Origin of the sequence: Streptomyces sp. NPDC059957, from assembly GCF_042730015.1 — a bacterium.
GTDB lineage: Bacteria > Actinomycetota > Actinomycetes > Streptomycetales > Streptomycetaceae > Streptomyces.
In genome coordinates this window covers 1-15,993 of record NZ_JBHWMB010000103.1, presented here as the reverse complement: position 1 = coordinate 15,993, position 15,993 = coordinate 1, and the positions used below count along the sequence as shown (strand labels likewise).

The 15,993-nt window shown below is 73.1% G+C and carries 14 protein-coding genes and 2 pseudogenes; all 16 read right to left on the bottom strand.

Annotated features, from left to right (window positions below):
- Window positions 1–162 (bottom strand): annotated as a pseudogene (locus tag ACFWBW_RS38155) (class II glutamine amidotransferase); the annotation flags it as partial.
- 139 nt (window positions 163–301) lie between these two features.
- Window positions 302–1,381 (bottom strand): hydrogenase expression/formation protein HypE, encoded by a 1,080-nt coding sequence (gene hypE, locus ACFWBW_RS38150; RefSeq protein ID WP_385383271.1) that lies wholly within the window; start codon window positions 1,379–1,381, stop codon window positions 302–304.
- The gene (gene hypD / locus ACFWBW_RS38145) at window positions 1,374–2,516 is read right to left on the bottom strand and encodes a hydrogenase formation protein HypD (RefSeq protein WP_385383268.1); all 1,143 of its coding nucleotides are present in this window, start codon (window positions 2,514–2,516) and stop codon (window positions 1,374–1,376) included. Before hypD ends, hypE begins: the two co-directional genes overlap by 8 nt.
- The gene (locus tag ACFWBW_RS38140; RefSeq protein ID WP_385383265.1) at window positions 2,513–2,818 is read right to left on the bottom strand and encodes a HypC/HybG/HupF family hydrogenase formation chaperone; all 306 of its coding nucleotides are present in this window, start codon (window positions 2,816–2,818) and stop codon (window positions 2,513–2,515) included. The genes hypD and ACFWBW_RS38140 overlap by 4 nt, the downstream gene beginning before the upstream one ends.
- Window positions 2,787–5,201: a carbamoyltransferase HypF gene (hypF, locus tag ACFWBW_RS38135; RefSeq protein WP_385383262.1), complete on the bottom strand. Its 2,415-nt coding sequence runs from the start codon at window positions 5,199–5,201 to the stop codon at window positions 2,787–2,789. Before hypF ends, ACFWBW_RS38140 begins: the two co-directional genes overlap by 32 nt.
- Complete coding sequence (hypB, locus tag ACFWBW_RS38130) at window positions 5,201–6,130, bottom strand: hydrogenase nickel incorporation protein HypB (RefSeq protein ID WP_385383259.1); 930 nt, start codon at window positions 6,128–6,130, stop codon at window positions 5,201–5,203. Before hypB ends, hypF begins: the two co-directional genes overlap by 1 nt.
- Before the next feature lie 3 nt (window positions 6,131–6,133).
- The gene (locus ACFWBW_RS38125; RefSeq protein ID WP_385383257.1) at window positions 6,134–6,574 is read right to left on the bottom strand and encodes a hydrogenase maturation nickel metallochaperone HypA; all 441 of its coding nucleotides are present in this window, start codon (window positions 6,572–6,574) and stop codon (window positions 6,134–6,136) included.
- A 117-nt stretch (window positions 6,575–6,691) separates the two neighbouring features.
- Complete coding sequence (locus tag ACFWBW_RS38120) at window positions 6,692–6,796, bottom strand: DUF6893 family small protein (protein ID WP_385383254.1); 105 nt, start codon at window positions 6,794–6,796, stop codon at window positions 6,692–6,694.
- Entirely contained in the window at window positions 6,793–7,347 is a 555-nt protein-coding gene (locus ACFWBW_RS38115) for a hydrogenase maturation protease (RefSeq protein WP_385383251.1), read from the bottom strand. The genes ACFWBW_RS38120 and ACFWBW_RS38115 overlap by 4 nt, the downstream gene beginning before the upstream one ends.
- Window positions 7,344–8,771, bottom strand: coding sequence for a hypothetical protein (locus ACFWBW_RS38110; protein WP_385383248.1), 1,428 nt, complete (start codon window positions 8,769–8,771; stop codon window positions 7,344–7,346). Before ACFWBW_RS38110 ends, ACFWBW_RS38115 begins: the two co-directional genes overlap by 4 nt.
- Entirely contained in the window at window positions 8,768–9,460 is a 693-nt protein-coding gene (locus ACFWBW_RS38105; RefSeq protein ID WP_385383245.1) for a DUF6084 family protein, read from the bottom strand. The genes ACFWBW_RS38110 and ACFWBW_RS38105 overlap by 4 nt, the downstream gene beginning before the upstream one ends.
- On the bottom strand, window positions 9,457–10,158 hold the full coding sequence (locus tag ACFWBW_RS38100; protein ID WP_385383242.1) for a DUF5947 family protein: 702 nt from the start codon (window positions 10,156–10,158) through the stop codon (window positions 9,457–9,459). Before ACFWBW_RS38100 ends, ACFWBW_RS38105 begins: the two co-directional genes overlap by 4 nt.
- The gene (locus ACFWBW_RS38095; RefSeq protein WP_385383240.1) at window positions 10,155–10,697 is read right to left on the bottom strand and encodes a hypothetical protein; all 543 of its coding nucleotides are present in this window, start codon (window positions 10,695–10,697) and stop codon (window positions 10,155–10,157) included. The genes ACFWBW_RS38100 and ACFWBW_RS38095 overlap by 4 nt, the downstream gene beginning before the upstream one ends.
- Window positions 10,694–12,473 (bottom strand): annotated as a pseudogene (locus tag ACFWBW_RS38090) (nickel-dependent hydrogenase large subunit). Before ACFWBW_RS38090 ends, ACFWBW_RS38095 begins: the two are co-directional and overlap by 4 nt.
- A 75-nt stretch (window positions 12,474–12,548) precedes the next feature.
- Window positions 12,549–13,622: a hydrogenase expression protein HypE gene (locus tag ACFWBW_RS38085; RefSeq protein WP_385383237.1), complete on the bottom strand. Its 1,074-nt coding sequence runs from the start codon at window positions 13,620–13,622 to the stop codon at window positions 12,549–12,551.
- A 94-nt stretch (window positions 13,623–13,716) separates the two neighbouring features.
- Window positions 13,717–15,510 carry an enoyl-CoA hydratase-related protein gene (locus ACFWBW_RS38080; protein ID WP_385383234.1) on the bottom strand — a complete coding sequence of 598 codons (1,794 nt, stop codon included), beginning with the start codon at window positions 15,508–15,510 and terminating at the stop codon, window positions 13,717–13,719.
- Window positions 15,511–15,993: the final 483 nt, after the last annotated feature.

Here is a 15,993-nt window from a genome sequence, read left to right as displayed (position 1 = left end):
GTCCCCGTTCCCGCTGTACCAGCCCAGGCCGAAACCGTCGCCGTTCGTCGCCTCGACCCCCATCCGGGCGTGGAGGCTCTGGTTGATGAGCGAGTGCTCCGGACGGTAGAGCACGGCGTCGAGCAGCATGGGCGAACCCGAGTAGGCGAGCCACCGACACATGCGCAACCATCCCTTTCTCGGCCTCATTCGAGCCTAACCCCGCGGGCGTCCGCGGTCCTGGGCCCACCGCCCGGTCCGCCCCGTGACGGGCCCGGGAAGGCGCCCGTCACGGCCGGGCGCCACCGTGGCGGGGTCCGGATCAGCAGATCCGCGGCAGCTGCTCCCCGAGCGGCAGGTCCACCACGCGGGTGCCGCCGAGCCGGGTGCGGGCCACCACCATGCCCGGGTGGGCCTCCACGGCCTCCCCGATCACGGTCGCCCCGCGCCCCAGGGGATGCGCCCGCATCGCGTCGAGCACGGCCTCGGCGTGCTCGCGCGGTACGAAGGCCACGAGCTTGCCCTCGTTGGCCACGTAGAACGGGTCCAGGCCGAGGATCGAGCAGGCGTTCGCGACGGCCGGGGGCACGGGCACCCGGGCCTCGTGGACCAGCACGCCGGTGCCGGAGGCCGTGGCGATCTCGTTGAGGGCGGCGGCGAGGCCGCCCCGGGTGGGGTCGCGCAGGACGTGCAGGTCCGGGGTGACCGCGAGCATGCTCCGTACGAGGCCACCCAGCGGGGCGCAGTCGCTCTCCACGTCCACCCCGAACTCCAGGCCTTCGCGGACGCTCATGATGGCCACGCCGTGCAGCCCGATGTCACCGCTGACGATCACCACGTCGCCGGGCACGACCCGCTGCGGGCGCAGGTCCACGCCTGCCGGGATGACGCCGATGCCCGAGGTGTTGATGTAGACGCCGTCCCCGTGGCCGCTCTCCACGACCTTGGTGTCCCCGGTGGCCACCTCCACGCCCGCGGCGCGGGCCGCGTTGCCCATCGCGCGGGCGACCCGCGAGACGACGGACATCTCGACGCCCTCCTCCAGGATGAACCCGCAGGAGAGGTAGGCCGGTTCGGCCCCCGACATGGCCAGGTCGTTGACCGTGCCGTTGACCGCGAGGTCACCGATGCAGCCGCCCGGGAAGAACAGCGGGCGCACGACGTAGGAGTCCGTGGAGAAGGCGAGGCGCACGCCGCCGAGCGAGAGCGCGGCGGAGTCCCCGAGCTGGGCGAGGGCGGGGCCGCCGAACTCCGGGAGGAAGAGGTGCTCGACGAGTTCGGCGGACAGCGCGCCGCCTCCACCGTGGCCCATCACCACCCGGGGATGGTCGCGCAGCGGCGCCGGACAGGTCCAGCCGGTGATGTCCAGGGGGGCGGTCTCGGCGGGTGCGGTCTCAGCCAACGGGGCTCGCCTCCAGCGGCGTCGTCGGGGCGGCAGGCGCGGCCTGGAGGTCGAGCCGGCGGTAGAGGTAGTACGCGGCGCAGGCTCCCTCGCTGGAGACCATCGTGGCGCCGAGGGGGTTGCGCGGCGTGCACAGCGTGCCGAAGGCCTCGCACTCGTGCGGCTTGATGAGCCCCTGGAGCACCTCGCCGCTGCGGCACTCGGCGGGCTCCCGCGTGGTGATCCCGGTGACCGAGAAGCGGTGCTCGGCGTCGAACTCCCGGTAGCGCTCGGACAGGCGCCAGCCGCTGTCCGGGATGACCCCGATTCCGCGCCAGGCCCGGTCGGTGACCTCGAAGACGTCTTCCAGCATGGCGAGGGCGGCCGGGTTGCCCTCCGGGCGGACGGCGCGCTCGTAGGCGTTCTCCACGGTGTGCTCGCCCCGTTCGAGCTGGAGCACGGTCCGCCGTACGCCTTCGAGGATGTCCAGCGGTTCGAAGCCCGTGACCACGATCGGCACTTGATACCGCGCCGCGAGCTCCGGGTACTCCGCCATCCCCATCACGCTGCACACGTGCCCTGCGGCGAGGAAGCCCTGCACCCGGCAGCTGGGGGAGCGCATGATGGCCTCGATGGCCGGGGGAACCCGTACGTGGGAGACCAGCAGGCTGAAGTTGGGGATGCCCAGCCGCTTCGCCTGATGGACCGTCATCGCGTTCGGCGGGGCCGTCGTCTCGAAGCCGATGCCGAAGAACACCACCTCCCGGTCCGGGTTCTGCCGGGCGATGGTCAGGGCGTCGAGCGGAGAGTAGACCACCCGTACGTCACCGCCCTCGCTGCGGACCCGGAACAGGTCCCGGCCGGTCCCCGGCACCCGGAGCATGTCCCCGAAGGAGCAGAAGATCACGCCCGGCCGGGAGGCGATCTCCAGCGCCTTGTCGATGACCTCCAGCGGGGTGACGCATACGGGACAGCCCGGTCCGTGAATCAACTCCACCTGCTCCGGCAGGAGTTGATCGATCCCGTGCCGGATGATGGTGTGGGTCTGGCCGCCGCACACCTCCATCAGGGCCCAGGGCCGGGTCACCGTGGCGTGGATCTCGTCCAGGATCCGCCGCGCGAGGGCGGGATCCTGGAACTCGTCGATGTACTTCACCGGGGCCCTCCCTCGCTGCCCTCGCCACCGTCGGCGGCGTCGGCCGCCAGCTCCCACGGATCGCCGAACTCCTCCTGGAGCATGCCGAGTTCCGCGAACAGTGCGAGGGTCTGCCGGGCGGACTCCTCGTCCAGACGCTGCAGGGCGAAGCCCACGTGGACGATCGCGTACTCGCCGACCTGGAGGTCGGGCAGGTACTCCAGGCACACCTCCTTCTGCACGCCGCCGAAGTCGACCGTGGCCATGCGGGTGCCGTCCTTGTCCGCGATGTCAAGCACTCTGCCGGGTACCGCCAAGCACATGGGCGTCTCCTCGCTGTGGGGGGTCGGTGACGCCGCGGGCGGCCGCCACCATGAGCTGACCGAGTGCCAGCCCGCCGTCGTTCGGCGGGACCTGGCGGTGCCGCAGTACGGTGAAGCCACGCTCGCGCAGCGCGCGGGCGCAGGCCGAGGACAGCAGCGTGTTGGCGAAGACCCCGCCGGTCAGGGCCACCGTGTCCAGCCCGTGCCGTTCGCACGCGAGAACGCACAGGTCGGTGACGAGCCCGGTGACGGCGGCGTGGAAGCGGGCCGCGATCACGGACGGATCCACCCCCGCCCGCAGGTCGGCCACCACCGACACCAGAAGGGGAGCCGGGTCCGCGGTGACGGGACCTTCGCCGCCGGGAGGCGGGGAGTTCAGGGCGAAGGCGTACGGGCGGGGGTGGTCGGGATCCGCGTCGGGGCATCCCGCCTGTCCGGCCGCCCCCAGGGCGGCGGACTCCAGCTCCATGGCGGCCTGGGCCTCGTACCCGGAGCGCTGGCAGATGCCCGCCAGAGAGGACACGGCGTCGAAGAGGCGTCCCATGCTGGAGGTCGGGACACAGTTCAGGCCGCGTTCCAACTGCCGTGACAGGAGCCGGAATTCATCCTCCGGACAGCTGCCCGCACACGGCAGGTCCGGATCCCAGGGGATGCCCGCGGCCCGCAGGTGCGACAGGGCCATGCGGTACGGCCGGTGCACCGCGGCGTCGCCGCCCGGCAGCGGCACGTACGCGAGGTGGGCGAAGCGGCTGTACCCGGCGTAGTCGGCGAGGAGCACCTCGCCGCCCCACACCGCGCCGTCGTCACCGTAGCCGGTGCCGTCGAACGCGACGCCGATCACCCGGCGGCCGCCGTCCAGTCCGTGTTCGGCCAGCGCGGACGCGATGTGCGCGTGATGGTGCTGTACGCGCACCAGCGGCCGGCCCCCCGCGTTGCGGACCGCCCACCGGCCCGACCGGTACCCGGGGTGGCGGTCGGTGGCCAGCAGGACGGGCGACACCCCGGTGACGGACTCCAACTGCCCCTCGGCCCGCTCGAAGGCGATCTGCGTCGCCATGTCGTCCATGTCGCCGATGTGCGCGGACAGCCAGGCCCGGCGGCCCTCCCCGAGGCAGAGGGCGTTCTTCAGGTCGCCCCCCGTGGCCAGGGTGGCGGGAACGGGAAACGGCAGGGGCAGCGGCAGCGGGGCGTAGCCGCGCGAGCGCCGGACCAGCAACGCGGCACCGTCACAGACCCGCACCACGGAGTCGTCGCACGGTACGTGGATGGGCCGGTCGTGCGTGAGCCAGCCGTCGGCGAGTCCGGACAGCCGCTCCAGGGCCTCGCCCTCCTCGGTGACGATGGGCTCACCCGCGAGGTTCCCGCTGGTCATGACGAGCAGTCCGGGCCCAGGGGGGTCGCCGGGAAGCCCGAACAGCAGCTGGTGGAGCGGGGTGTACGGGAGCATGACGCCGAGGTCGGGGCTGCGCGGCGCGACCTCCTCGGCCGGCCCGGGGACACCGGCCCGCCGGCGGAGCAGCACGATGGGCCGGACGGAGCCCGTGAGCAGGGCACGCTCCTCGGGGCCGATGTGTGCCAGCCGCTCGGCCTCGGCGAGGTCGCGTGCCATCACGGCGAACGGCTTGTCACCGCGGGACTTGCGCCGGCGCAGCTCCGCCACGGCCTCCGGCCGGGTGGCGTCGCAGGCCAGGTGGTAGCCGCCGAGTCCCTTGACGGCCAGGATCGCGCCCCGGGCCAGCATGCGGCGTGCCCCGGCGACCGGATCCGTACCGGCGAACTCGTACGGGTCCCGCCCGCCGCCGGCGACGAGCAGCCGCAGCCGGGGACCGCAGGCCGGGCAGGCGACGGGCTGGGCGTGAAAGCGGCGATCGGCCGGATCGGCGTACTCGCGTGCGCAGTCGGGGCACATCGGGAAGCCGGCCATGGTGGTGTGCGCGCGGTCGTAGGGCAGTCCCGTGACGATCGTGAAGCGGGGACCGCAGTGCGTGCACGTGATGAAGGGGTGGCGGTGGCGGCGGTCCCCGGGATCCGCCAGCTCCGCGAGGCAGGCCGCGCACGTGGCCGTGTCCGGGGAGACAAGGGTCCGGGACGGGCCTCCGCTCCGGGAGGCGATGATCGCGAACCCGGCGCCACCGACCACCGGCACCTCGCAGTGGTCCACGGCGTCCACCACGGCCAGCGGCGGTGCGTCCGCCGCGAGGCGTTCGCAGAACGCGGACACGGCGGCCGCCGCTCCCTCGACCTCGGTCACCACTCCCTCCGGGGTGTTGGTGACGTGGCCGGCGAGACCGAGCCCGGTGGCGCGTGCGTAGACGTACGGCCGGAAGCCGACGCCCTGCACCACGCCCTGGACGGTGACCCGGCGGCGCTGCACGGACTCCATCAGCGGGACTGCCCGTGCGCTCGCGCCGCCGCGGGAGTGCCGGCCGGCATCGGTGCGTGCGCGTGCCTCTGGCCGTGTTCATGGTCGTGTTCATGGCCGTGGCCGTGGCCGTGGCCGTGATCGTGCCCGTCACCGGGCTGGTGCGGGTGCTCATGGTCGCCGTGCTCGTGTTCGTGTCCGTCGCCGTGCCCGTGCCCGTTGCCGTGGCCGTCGCCCGCACCGGCGCTCTGCACCCCGGTACGCGCGCCGGCCATCACCGGCGTGTGCGCCGCGGCTCCCGCTCCGATCGCCTGCGTCCGGTCCAGCATCAGGCCGAGGCCCTCGCCGGTCCGCGCCGAGGTGAGGACGACCTCGACCCCCGGGTTGACCTGCTGGACGTTCGCGCGGAAGGCCACCTCGTCGAACTCGACGGCCTGCGCGATATCGATCTTGGTGACGACGACGAGCTGGGCCAACCCGAAGGCCGTCGGGTACTTCAGCGGCTTGTCCTCGCCCTCCGTCACCGATGCGAGGACCACGCGCAGCGATTCCCCGAGGTCGTAGGAGGCCGGGCAGACCAGATTGCCGACGTTCTCGACGAAGAGGAGCCGCGTCTCCTCGGGCAGCCAGCCGTGCAGGTGGCGGCCCAGCATCGCGGCCTCCAGATGACACAGCCCGTCGGTGAGCACCTGCTTGACCGGTGCGCCCGAACGGGCCAGCCGTACCGCGTCGTTCTCGGTGGCCAGGTCCGCGGTCAGGGCGGCCACGGGCACCCCGCGTTCCCCCGCGAGCAGCAGTTCCCGCTCCAGCAGGGCGGTCTTGCCACTGCCCGGACTGGACAGCATGTTGACCACCGTCGTGCCGCGGGCGGTGAGTTCGGCGCGCAGGGCCTGCGCGGCCCCGTCGTTCTTTGCGAGTACCGCCTGTTGCAGGTCGACCACTCGGCACATGGGTCAGGCCTCCTCGGAGATCGGTGCGCGGCAGGGGGCCACAGCGGCCCCGGTGGCCACGGCAGCCGCGGCGGCCCCGGTGGCCTCGGTGGGCTGTGGGTCCTCCCAGGTCACCGTGAGGATGCGCAGCTCGCGCCCGGAGAGCAGCTCCACGTCCGTGGCCCTTCCGCACGCGGGACAGCACAGGTCGGGCGGCATCCCCACGGCCCAGTCGCCCGTGCAGGCGCCGCAGCGCGCGCGGGCCGGCACGGACCGTACGACGAGCTCGGCCCCCTCCAGGACCGTTCCGGCGCAGGCCAGTTCGAAGCAGAAGCCGAGTGCGTCCGGGACCACGCCGGCCAACTCGCCGACCTGGAGCTCCACTCGGCTCACGGTGCTGCCGGCCTCCGGGGCCGCCTCTTCCACCTGGCCCACGACGGCCATGGCGATCGACATCTCGTGCATCGGATTGGGTCTCCGTCCTGCCGGGGCTCATTAGACCGGCAGGACCGGGGCGCCGCGGCCGGGCACGCCGCAGGCCCGTACGCCCCGTACTCCATTCGGAGTCCGGGGCGTACGCGTTCACATGCGGCGGATGCGCAGGTAGCGCCTGATGTCGGGCAGGACCTGCTTGAGGACGGCGACCAGGGCCAGGGCGGTGGCCCCGCCGACGACGACCTTCTTCATGGGGTACTCCTCAGTTCTCGGCGGTTCTGGTCGTCCGTCCCGGATGGGTACGGCTCCTCCTGCCCGAGCAGGTCCAGGAGCGCGCGCATGGCCCGCGGCACGGCGTCGGCCACGGGTGCGCTCAGGCCGATGCCCTCCTCGACGCAGGCGGGTTCGCAGCCGAGGACGAGCACGCGCCGGGGCGCCTCGGCGCCCGTTCCGGCGCACAGGGTGTCCAGCAGGGCGAGGACGGTGGCGGGGGACATGTCGTGGCCGTCGAGGGCGGCCCCGCCCGGGGGAGCGCCCACGTCCTCCTCGCCGACCTCGATCAGGTACAGGGTGCCGGGGGCCCCGCCGCGCGCGGTGGCGTCGACGAGGACGGCCGTGTCGTAGCCGTCCAGCAGCTGGTAGGCGAGGTGGACCCCGCGGACTCCGAAGTCCACCGCCTCCACACCCTGCGGCAGCGGGTGCGCCGACAGGGCCCGCAGGGTCTCCACGCCGAAGCCGTCGTCGCCGAGGAAGACGTTGCCGATGCCCGCGACCAGGGTGCGCCCGCTCGCGCCGGCCCTCACGCCCACTCCTCGGGGGTGACCTCGTCGGGGGTGACCTCGTCAGGCTGGAAGTACAGGAACCTGCCCTGTTCCCGGCGGATGTCGGCGCCCGGGTCGCCCTCCACGGTGACGGCGAGGTGGACCCCTCCGTCGACATCGTGCAGGACCGCCTCCACCTGGGCGGTGCGGCCCTGGAGGAACAGGTCCTGGGCGTCGGTCCGCCGCAGCCCCGGGCGCAGCACCACGCGGCTCCCGACGCCCACCCGGACGCCGTCGACCGTCACGTGCTCGGGTACGGGCGCGGCGGAGTCCGCCCCGGCCGGGTCCCACCAGGGCGTCCCGGGCCGGAACAGTGCGTCCGCGTCCGGCGCGGCGGCCTCGCCGGTGATGTCGCGCAGGCCCCGTACGGCCCCGTGCAGCCGCTCCAGCACCTCGGGCGGCATCGAATCGGCCAGCTCGATCACGGCGGCCGCCCGGGGGTCCGTCCCGCGGGCCTCCCGCTTCTCCTGGTCGGTGAGGGCCGCCGTGCGCAGGGCCAGGATCTCGTCGATCTCGGTGGCGTCGTACATGGCCCCGGCGCTCTCGGGGGCGATGGCCGGGTGGTCCTCCAGGATGATCGGGGAGGACAGGACCACGTCCGTGCGGCCGGGCTCGCCCGCCAGTACCGGCCAGGTGTGCCGGTTCTCGCAGCTCGCGACCGCCCCCTTGGCCCACTCGGGCGGGTCGGTCATCGACAGGAAGGAGCCGGAGCCCAGCGCCAGCAGGAGGTGGGCGGCGACGAGGGAGCGGGGCAGCGCCTCCTCCCGGGTCACGGACGGATCCGCCGGAGCCCACGGACTGGTGTTCTCCACCACGGCGGTGAGCTTCGACACCCGGTAGGGGCCTTCGAGTTCGTCCGCGCGCAGGCGCAGCAGGCCCTCGATCCGCTCCGTACGCCGCACCAGGCGGCCGACCGTGCGGCCGTCGGCGTCGAGGACCGGTTCGACCTCTTCGCGCGCGGGCCGGTCGAAGGGGAAGACGGTCTCGGCGCCCGACAGTTCGGCCACGGCGACGGACATCTCGACCCGTTCCTCGGCCCCTTCGTCCCAGGGGACCAGTACCCGGTCGGCCAGCTGGAGTTCGGCAACCTCCTCGAACGAGCCGTCGGCGCACGCCCGTTGGACCGTGCGCCGCTGCGCGTGGAGGAAGCGCAGCTCCACGCAGAGCGTCGCCGCGCCCCGGGGCTCCAGCAGGATCTCGGTCCGCTGGAAGGAGTGCTCCCCGTGGGCGGGGGCCCAGGCGGGCGGCACGAGCACGCCGAACTGCCAGCGCATGCGGTTCTTCGCCGCGGAGGCCCGGTACGGGTAGAGGACGTAGCCCTCGAAGAGGACGGCGTCGGCCACCTGCCGGGCCGTGGCGAAGCGGGAGTCCGGTGCGCCGTCGAGGGTGTGGGCGGTCGTGGTCACGGCGCGGTCCTCTCGACGACGAGCGGCGGCGGCGCCCCCAGTCGCAGCGGGGCGGGAGCCGGCCCGGCCGCGGCGTCCAGGAGGGTGCGCACGGTGGCCTCCCAGGAGGGGAGTGCGTGCCGTGAGCGGAAGGCGAGCAGGTCGGCCATCGTGTCGGAGGGCAGACGCAGCCAGCCGCACCCGGGGAAGTGCTGCTCGACCATCTCCCGCCATACGGCCACGGGCATCCGGTACGCGGCCTCGCGGTCCCAGGGCACCGGCTCGACGTGGAAGCCGCCCGCCCCGGTGAAGGCGGTCCCCGAGAACAGCATCAGCATCGGGACCTCACCGCCCTGGAGCGCGGCGAAGTAGCGGGTCGCCGCGATGTCCATGTCGTAGCTGCACGGTACGACGAGGTCGACCTCGGTCTCCCCGGTGAAGCTCGGGACCATCACCGAGACCTGCGCGAACTGCACCGGCTGGAGGGTGGACCCCCAGCGGGAGGGGTCGCCGAAGAGGTCGGCGAGACCGTCGGCCTCGACCGGGCCGTAGCGGCGCTTGGCCGGCTCCACGCGGAGCTGGCAGCGCAGGGCGACGGCGTGCACGCGCACCCCGGGTGAGGCGGTCAGCCGCAGCCGGAACACCAGGGTGGGTCCGGCGGCGTACGGATCGGCGCGCACCCCGGTGCAGGAGAAGGCGAAGTCCGTCACGGCCGCCGCCCCGCTCCGGCCGCTTCCACCGGATCCACCGAATCCACCGGATCCACCGCTTCCACCGGATCGGGGGCGAGCACCCGGGCCCGCCGTTCCACCCGCTCGAAGAACACGTGCAGCGCCTCCCGTGCCTCCGCGCCCCCGTCGAAGCCCTGCCAGAGCATCCGCATCCGGCCCACCAGCTCGTAGCAGATGTCGATGGGGACCAGATGGCAGCTGGTACGGCCCTGCGCGCGGTGCAGCAGCAGGGCCTCCACGTCGGGTTCCAGCAGACCGGCCAGGCGCCCGGCGCCGAGCACGCGCTGCCAGGTCTCGGCGTCGAGCTCGCTCTCGGTGGCTCCGGCGGGGCTCGGGTAGAGCGCTACCAGGCGGTCGAGGGCGGCGTTGCGGAACAGGAAGGCCACCCCGACGGGGATCTGGAGGGCCTCCCAGGCGCCGTCGCCCAGCGGGTGCGCCGGGTCGGTGAGGTAGCGGTCCGGTACGGCGCGGAACCGGCCGGTGGCCGCCCCCGGCCGGTCGAAGAGCAGCGCACAGGCGGTGCAGGCGCAGACCAGGGCACGCCGCTCGGTCTCCACCAGGTGACGGTGGGCGTCCTCGGCGACCGCCACCCCGCACAGTTCGCAGGTCTCGGGGCGGGGCGGGCGCGCGCCGGCGAACCTGCGCAGGCCGCGCGCGGCCGGAGGCGGCGCGCTCACCGGACCCGTGCCGGGGTCTGCGGGCGGGCGCCGATCTGCAGGAGGGCCGGGGCGGGGGCCGCCTGCTCCACCTCCACGGAGGTCACTTCGGGCGCGAAGGCCGCCAGCGCGTCCGCCACGCCCCGCGGGACGGGGGAGGAGCCGGCCTCCGAAGCGCCGCAGCCGCAGCCGCCGGCGGCGGGAACGCCCAGCCGCAGGACGCCCGAGGCCGCGTCGAAGCCGAGCAGCTCCGCGGGCTCCGGTGCGGAGCGCAGCGCCCGCCCGATCCGGACGAGCACGTCCTCGGGGTTGAGGTCGTGCAGGGCCAGCAGGCTCGCGACGAGCTCGTCGTCCAGCAGCGGAGCCAGGCCGTGGTCACCGAGCCGCTGCGTGATCCGGGCCAGCCCCGCCCCGTAGAACTCCATGAGGCCGCGGACCAGTTCCTCGGCGGCGGCGCAGGCCGCCCGGTCTCCGGTGGCGGCGAGCCGGTCGAGGACCTCGTCCACCCGGCGCCCCGCCTCCCGGGCGTCGCCCGCGACGCCCGCGCGTGCGGCGCTCATCCGCCCAGTCCGCTCAGGCCCGTGGGCACGTGCATGTTCTTGACGGTCTTGCCGCCGCCGACGTACATGTGCACTCCGCACGGCAGGCACGGGTCGAAGCTGCGGACCGCTCGCATGATGTCGATCCCCTTGAAGTTCTCCGGGGTGTTCTCCTCGAAGATGGGCGTGTTCTGCACGGCGTCCTCGTACGGCCCCGGTGTGCCGAAGGTGTCCCGGGTGCTGGCGTTCCACGGAGTCGGCGGATACGGGTGGTAGTTGGCGATCTTCCCGTCGCGGATCACCATGTGGTGCGACAGGACACCCCGCACGGCCTCGGTGAAGCCGACGCCGACCGCCTGGTCCGGAACCTCGAACTTCTCCCAGGTCTGGGTGCGTCCGGCACGCACCTCGGCGAGCCCCTTCTCGGCGCAGTGCAGCGCGATGGCCGCCGCGTAGGCCTGGAAGTAGGTGCGGGCCCGGTTGCGCTCCAGGGCGTTGCTCCACTTGGGGATCCGCCACTCGAAGGTCGTCTCGGGCTTGGTCATCGTCTTCGGCAGGTTGATGACCACGCTGTGTCCGGTGGCCTTGACGTAGCCGACGTCCACGAGCCCGGACAGGGCCGTGGACCAGAGCCGGGCGATGGGGCCGCCGCCGGTGTCGAGCGCCAGGTGGTCCTTGCCGTCGAACCAGCGGGGCGACATCACCCAGCTGTACTTGTCGTCGAAGTTCCGCTTCTGCGGGGCCGGGATGGTGTGCTGGTTCCACGGGTGGCGCGGGTCGACCGGGTTGCCGAGCGGGTCGTGCGTGACGAACTGCTCCTGCCCCTGCCAGTCGTCGTAGTACGAGCTGCCCAGCAGGATGCGGATGCCCAGATTGATCTCGGTGAGGTCGTTGGTGACCAGTTTGCCGTCCACCACCACGCCGGGGGTGACGAACATCTTCCGTCCCCAGTCGGTCATGTTGGCGTACGTGAAGTCGCAGTACTCGGGGTCGTTGAGGGCGCCCCAGCAGCCCAACAGGACGCGTCGGCGGCCCACTTCCTCGTAGCCGGGCAGGGCCTCGTAGAAGAAGTCGAACAGGTCGTCGTGCAGGGGCACCACCTTCTTCATGAACTCCACGTACCGCATCAGGCGGCTCATGTAGTCGGTGAAGAGCTGGACCGAGGCGATGGTGCCGACACCGCCCGGGTAGAGCGTGGAGGGGTGCACGTGGCGGCCCTCCATCAGGCAGAACATCTCCCGTGTGTACCGGCTGACTTGGAGGGCCTCGCGGTAGAACTCGCCCTCGATGGGGTTGAGCGAGCGCATGATGTCCGCGATGGTGCGGTAGCCGTGCTCGCCCGCGTGCGGGGCGGCGGTCCGCTCGGCCAGCTCCAGGACTCCGGGGTTGGTCTCGCGGACTCTCGCAGTAGTCGACCCCGACCAGGTTCTCCTGGAAGATGTTGTGGTCGAACATGTACTCCGCGGACTCGCCGAGGTTGATGATCCATTCGGCGAGGTGCGGGGGCTTCACTCCGTAGGCCATGTTCTGCGCGTACACGGAACACGTGGCGTGGTTGTCGCCGCAGATCCCGCAGATGCGGCTGGTGATGAAGTGCGCGTCACGGGGGTCCTTGCCGCGCATGAAGACGCTGTAGCCACGGAAGACCGACGAGGTGCTGTAGCACTCGGCGACCCGCTTCTGCTTGAAGTCGATCTTCGTGTGGATGCCGAGACTGCCCACGATCCGGGTGATCGGATCCCATGCCATCTCGACCAGGCCGCTGCCGTCGCCGGCCGCCTTCGTCTTCGGTTCCATCGTGTGTGCCGTGACCCTTCGTCAGCGCGGGTGGAGGAGGTGTGCGGGGTGTGCGGGCGGCCTTCGGGCCCGGCTTCACCAGGGCGGGCGGTAGCCCGTCGTGAGCTTCTCGCCGGTGTGGCGCCACTTGGGCTCCTGGTCGACGGTGTGCAGGGTGATCGCCCGGAGCCTGCGGACCACGGCGCCGTAGGCGCCGCTGACCTTGGTGGAGACCTTGGCCCCCGGCGGCTCGTCCATGAACGGCATGAACTTGTCGGGGAAGCCCGGCATCGTGCAGGCGATGCAGATGCCGCCCACGTTCGGGCAGCCGCCGATGCCGTTCATCCAGCCCCGCTTGGGCACGTTGCACTTGACCACCGGACCCCAACAGCCGATCTTCACCAGGCACTTGGGGGAGTCGTAGGTCTCCGCGAACTCGCCCTGCTCGTAGTAGCCGGCCCGGTCGCACCCCTCGTGCACGGTGTCGCCGAACAGCCACGTGGGCCGCAACTTGTCGTCCAGCGGGATCATCGGGGCCGAGCCGGCCGCCTGGTAGAGCAGGTAGGTCAGGGTCTCGGAGAAGTTGTCCGGCTGGATCGGACAGCCCGGCACGCACACGATGGGGATCCCGGCGTGCGACTTCCAGTCCCAGCCCAGGTAGTCGGGCAGGCCCATCGCACCCGTCGGGTTGCCCTCCATCGCGTGGATGCCGCCGTAGGTGGCGCAGGTGCCGATGGCCACCACGGCGAGCGCCTTGGGCGCCAGCCGGTCGATCCATTCGCTGGTGGTGATGGGCTGGCCGGTCGCCGGATCGTCGCCGAAACCGCACCAGTAGCCCTCGGACTTGATCTTCTCGTTGGGGATGGAGCCCTCGACCACCAGCACGAAGGGATCGATCTCGCCCCGCTCGCCCTTGAAGAACCACTCGATGAACGTGTCCGCGCCCCCGACGGGACCGCACTCGAAGTCGATCAGCGGCCAGTGCACGGCGATCCGGGGCAGGCCGGGCAGCGTGCCCGTCACGATCTCCTCGATGCTCGGCTGCATCGCGGCGGTCAGGGACACGGAGTCCCCGTCACAGCTCAGGCCCGCGTTGATCCAGAGGATGTGGATCAGCGGGTCGTCCGCGGCCGGGTCGTCTGCCACCGGGGCCGGAGTTGCTGCGTCCATGCGGAGGCCTCCTTGGGGAGGGGGAAGGGAGGTGCGGCGGCGGGGCGCACGGGGGCCCGTCACCGCGAGGGGCTCATCGGCCCCACCTTTCTTGCTAGCACCTGCCGGAGACCGGTGCCGCGTCATGTACACCCGGTCCGGTGACGGAGGCCGGTGACGATCCCGGTCGCGCGGACGGCGGCGCACCGAGCCGGGCCGGTACCGCCCGCGCGAGGTGCGGCGGGGTCGCGCCCGGGCGCACCTTGCCCACGAAGGCCCGGCGCAGCGCGTGGTACGGGGCCTGCGGGTCGAAGAAGGTCTGCCGCATCCGCTCCAGCTCGGCCGCCCGGTAGGAGGCCAGCGGACGCCGCTCCTCGTCCAGCTCCCGGCGCGCCTTCTTCACGGCGATCCGTGAGCCGGTGGCGGGGTGGCCGGCGAGCCGTGCGGCGAGGGCCGAAGCCCGGTCCGCGAACTCCGCGGGCGGGCAGGCGAGCGTCCGGTCGACCAGACCCAGCCGACGGGCCGCCGCGGCGCTCAGCGGCAGGGCCTCCGCGGTCAGGCGCTCCGCCCCCGCGGAGCCGATCCGGCGCGGCAGGGTGTACGTCCAGAACTCCGATCCGTACAGGCCCATCAGCCGGTAGTGCGGATTGAGGACCACACCCGAGCGGCACCACACCTCGTCGGCGGCGAGGGCCAGCATGGCCCCACCGGCGGCCGCGTTGCCGCCCAGCGCGGAGATCACGAGCCGGTCGGTGGTGGTCAGGACGGCCTCCACCAGGTCGTCCATGGCATTGATGTTGGCCCAGGACTCTTCGGCGGGATCCGCGGCGGCCTCGATGACGCCCAGGTGGATCCCGTTGGAGAAGAAGTCCCGTCCACCGCCGAGCACGAGCACCGAAGTCGGCCGGGCACAGGCCGCACGATAGGCGTCCAGCAGGCGCCGGCAGTGGGTGGTGCTCATCGCGCCGCCGGGGAAGGAGAACGACAGGAACCCGGCCCCGCCCTCCTCGTGGTAGCCGATGTCGGACCAGGTACGGGGCCGGGGCCCCCGATCGGCTGCCGCCGGGACGGGCAGCTCCGGCAGTTCGGGCAGCTGGTCCCCGAGCGCGAGGGCGGCGGGGAGCTTGGGCGCGGCCGGCTGCCCCGGGGAGCGGTGGGCCCGCAGCTCCGGGATCCACACGGCCCCGTCCACGGTGGCCCGGCAGATCGCTCCCGCCCGGGTGGCCAGCAGCTCGCCGGGGCGGCCGCGCAGCCGGTCCTCCGGGTGGCCGCCGTGCAGGTACCAGACGCCGCCGAGCAGTTCGTCCCGTACACCGGGCCGGGAGTCCGCCGCGCGCAGCGTGCGCAGCACCCGCTCGGTACCGTCCCGCAGCCAGTCGATCCGGCGGTGCTCCTGGCGCAGCAGGGGGCGGGCCAGGCCCCCGGTCTGCGGCTCGGGGACGTACGTACCGCCGGCGTAGCGGTCCACGGCGAGCAGGACGGCCTCCAGGGCGGCGTTGGCCACCTCGCCCCGGTACCAGAGGCTCTTCGATCCGCCGGGGTCCGGGCCGGGGCACTCCACCGAGGCCCACACGTCGCCGGCGTCCATCTCGGCATTGGCCTGCAGGACGGTGACGCCCCACCGAGGGACACCGTCCAGTACCGCCCGGTCGAGCGAGGAGGGACCCCGGTCCCCGACCGGACCGGGATGCACGATCAGGCAGGTGTGGGCGGACCAGACCTCCTCCGGCACGGCCGAGGTCAGCATCGGCGCGACGATCAGCTCGGGGCGGTGGTTACGGACGGACGCCGCCAGGTCGGCGGTGGGGAGCGCCAGCTCCACGGCGACGCTGTGGCCGCGGTCGCGCAGCTCGGCGTGGACCCGCTGGGTGAGACTGTTGAAGGCGCTCGCGACGAGCAGGACGTGCACGGGGACTCCCTGCGACGGACCGGTGCCACGGCACGGGGTCACCCGGCCGGATCGGCGGTGCGGGGCCGGCGCGTGACCGGCCGCCAGAGATGTTTCGCCACGCCCGCCGGCGAGCGCGCGCGCCCCGCTGCCCTTGTCACCCGTACGCGCCTGCGCACAGGGCCGCTCGGCGGCAGTGGAGCCTCGCGGGGGCCGCGCCGGATCGCGGCCTCGGCAGGAACCGGTCGCTGCGCCCCGGCCGGCCGCGGCCGCGGTGCCGGCCCGGACGTGCCTGAGCTGTGGGCGTCCGTGTTCCGGGACCCGCTGCGGCACGGGTGCCCGGAGTCCGGGTGTCTAGTGCTGTGGCCGGGAAGGTTCACCGGGTCGCGACGCCCGGCACGGCGCCTCGCCGCGTTGTCGGACCACGGAAGTACGTCCAGTACGAGCCGTGGCCCTCCGCCTTGCGATGCACCGCACCCGGCCGCCTTCAGAGAGGACGCCCGC

Bases quoted from the DNA above. Each gene is read 5' to 3' on its own strand.
- ACFWBW_RS38125 (WP_385383257.1), bottom strand. From the start codon at position 6,574: ATGCACGAGATGTCGATCGCCATGGCCGTCGTGGGCCAGGTGGAAGAG.
- hypB (WP_385383259.1), bottom strand. From the start codon at position 6,130: ATGTGCCGAGTGGTCGACCTGCAACAGGCGGTACTCGCAAAGAACGAC.
- ACFWBW_RS38120 (WP_385383254.1), bottom strand. From the start codon at position 6,796: ATGAAGAAGGTCGTCGTCGGCGGGGCCACCGCCCTGGCCCTGGTCGCC.
- ACFWBW_RS38095 (WP_385383240.1), bottom strand. From the start codon at position 10,697: ATGAGCGCCGCACGCGCGGGCGTCGCGGGCGACGCCCGGGAGGCGGGG.
- ACFWBW_RS38140 (WP_385383265.1), bottom strand. From the start codon at position 2,818: ATGTGCTTGGCGGTACCCGGCAGAGTGCTTGACATCGCGGACAAGGAC.
- hypF (WP_385383262.1), bottom strand. From the start codon at position 5,201: ATGGAGTCCGTGCAGCGCCGCCGGGTCACCGTCCAGGGCGTGGTGCAG.
- ACFWBW_RS38085 (WP_385383237.1), bottom strand. From the start codon at position 13,622: ATGGACGCAGCAACTCCGGCCCCGGTGGCAGACGACCCGGCCGCGGAC.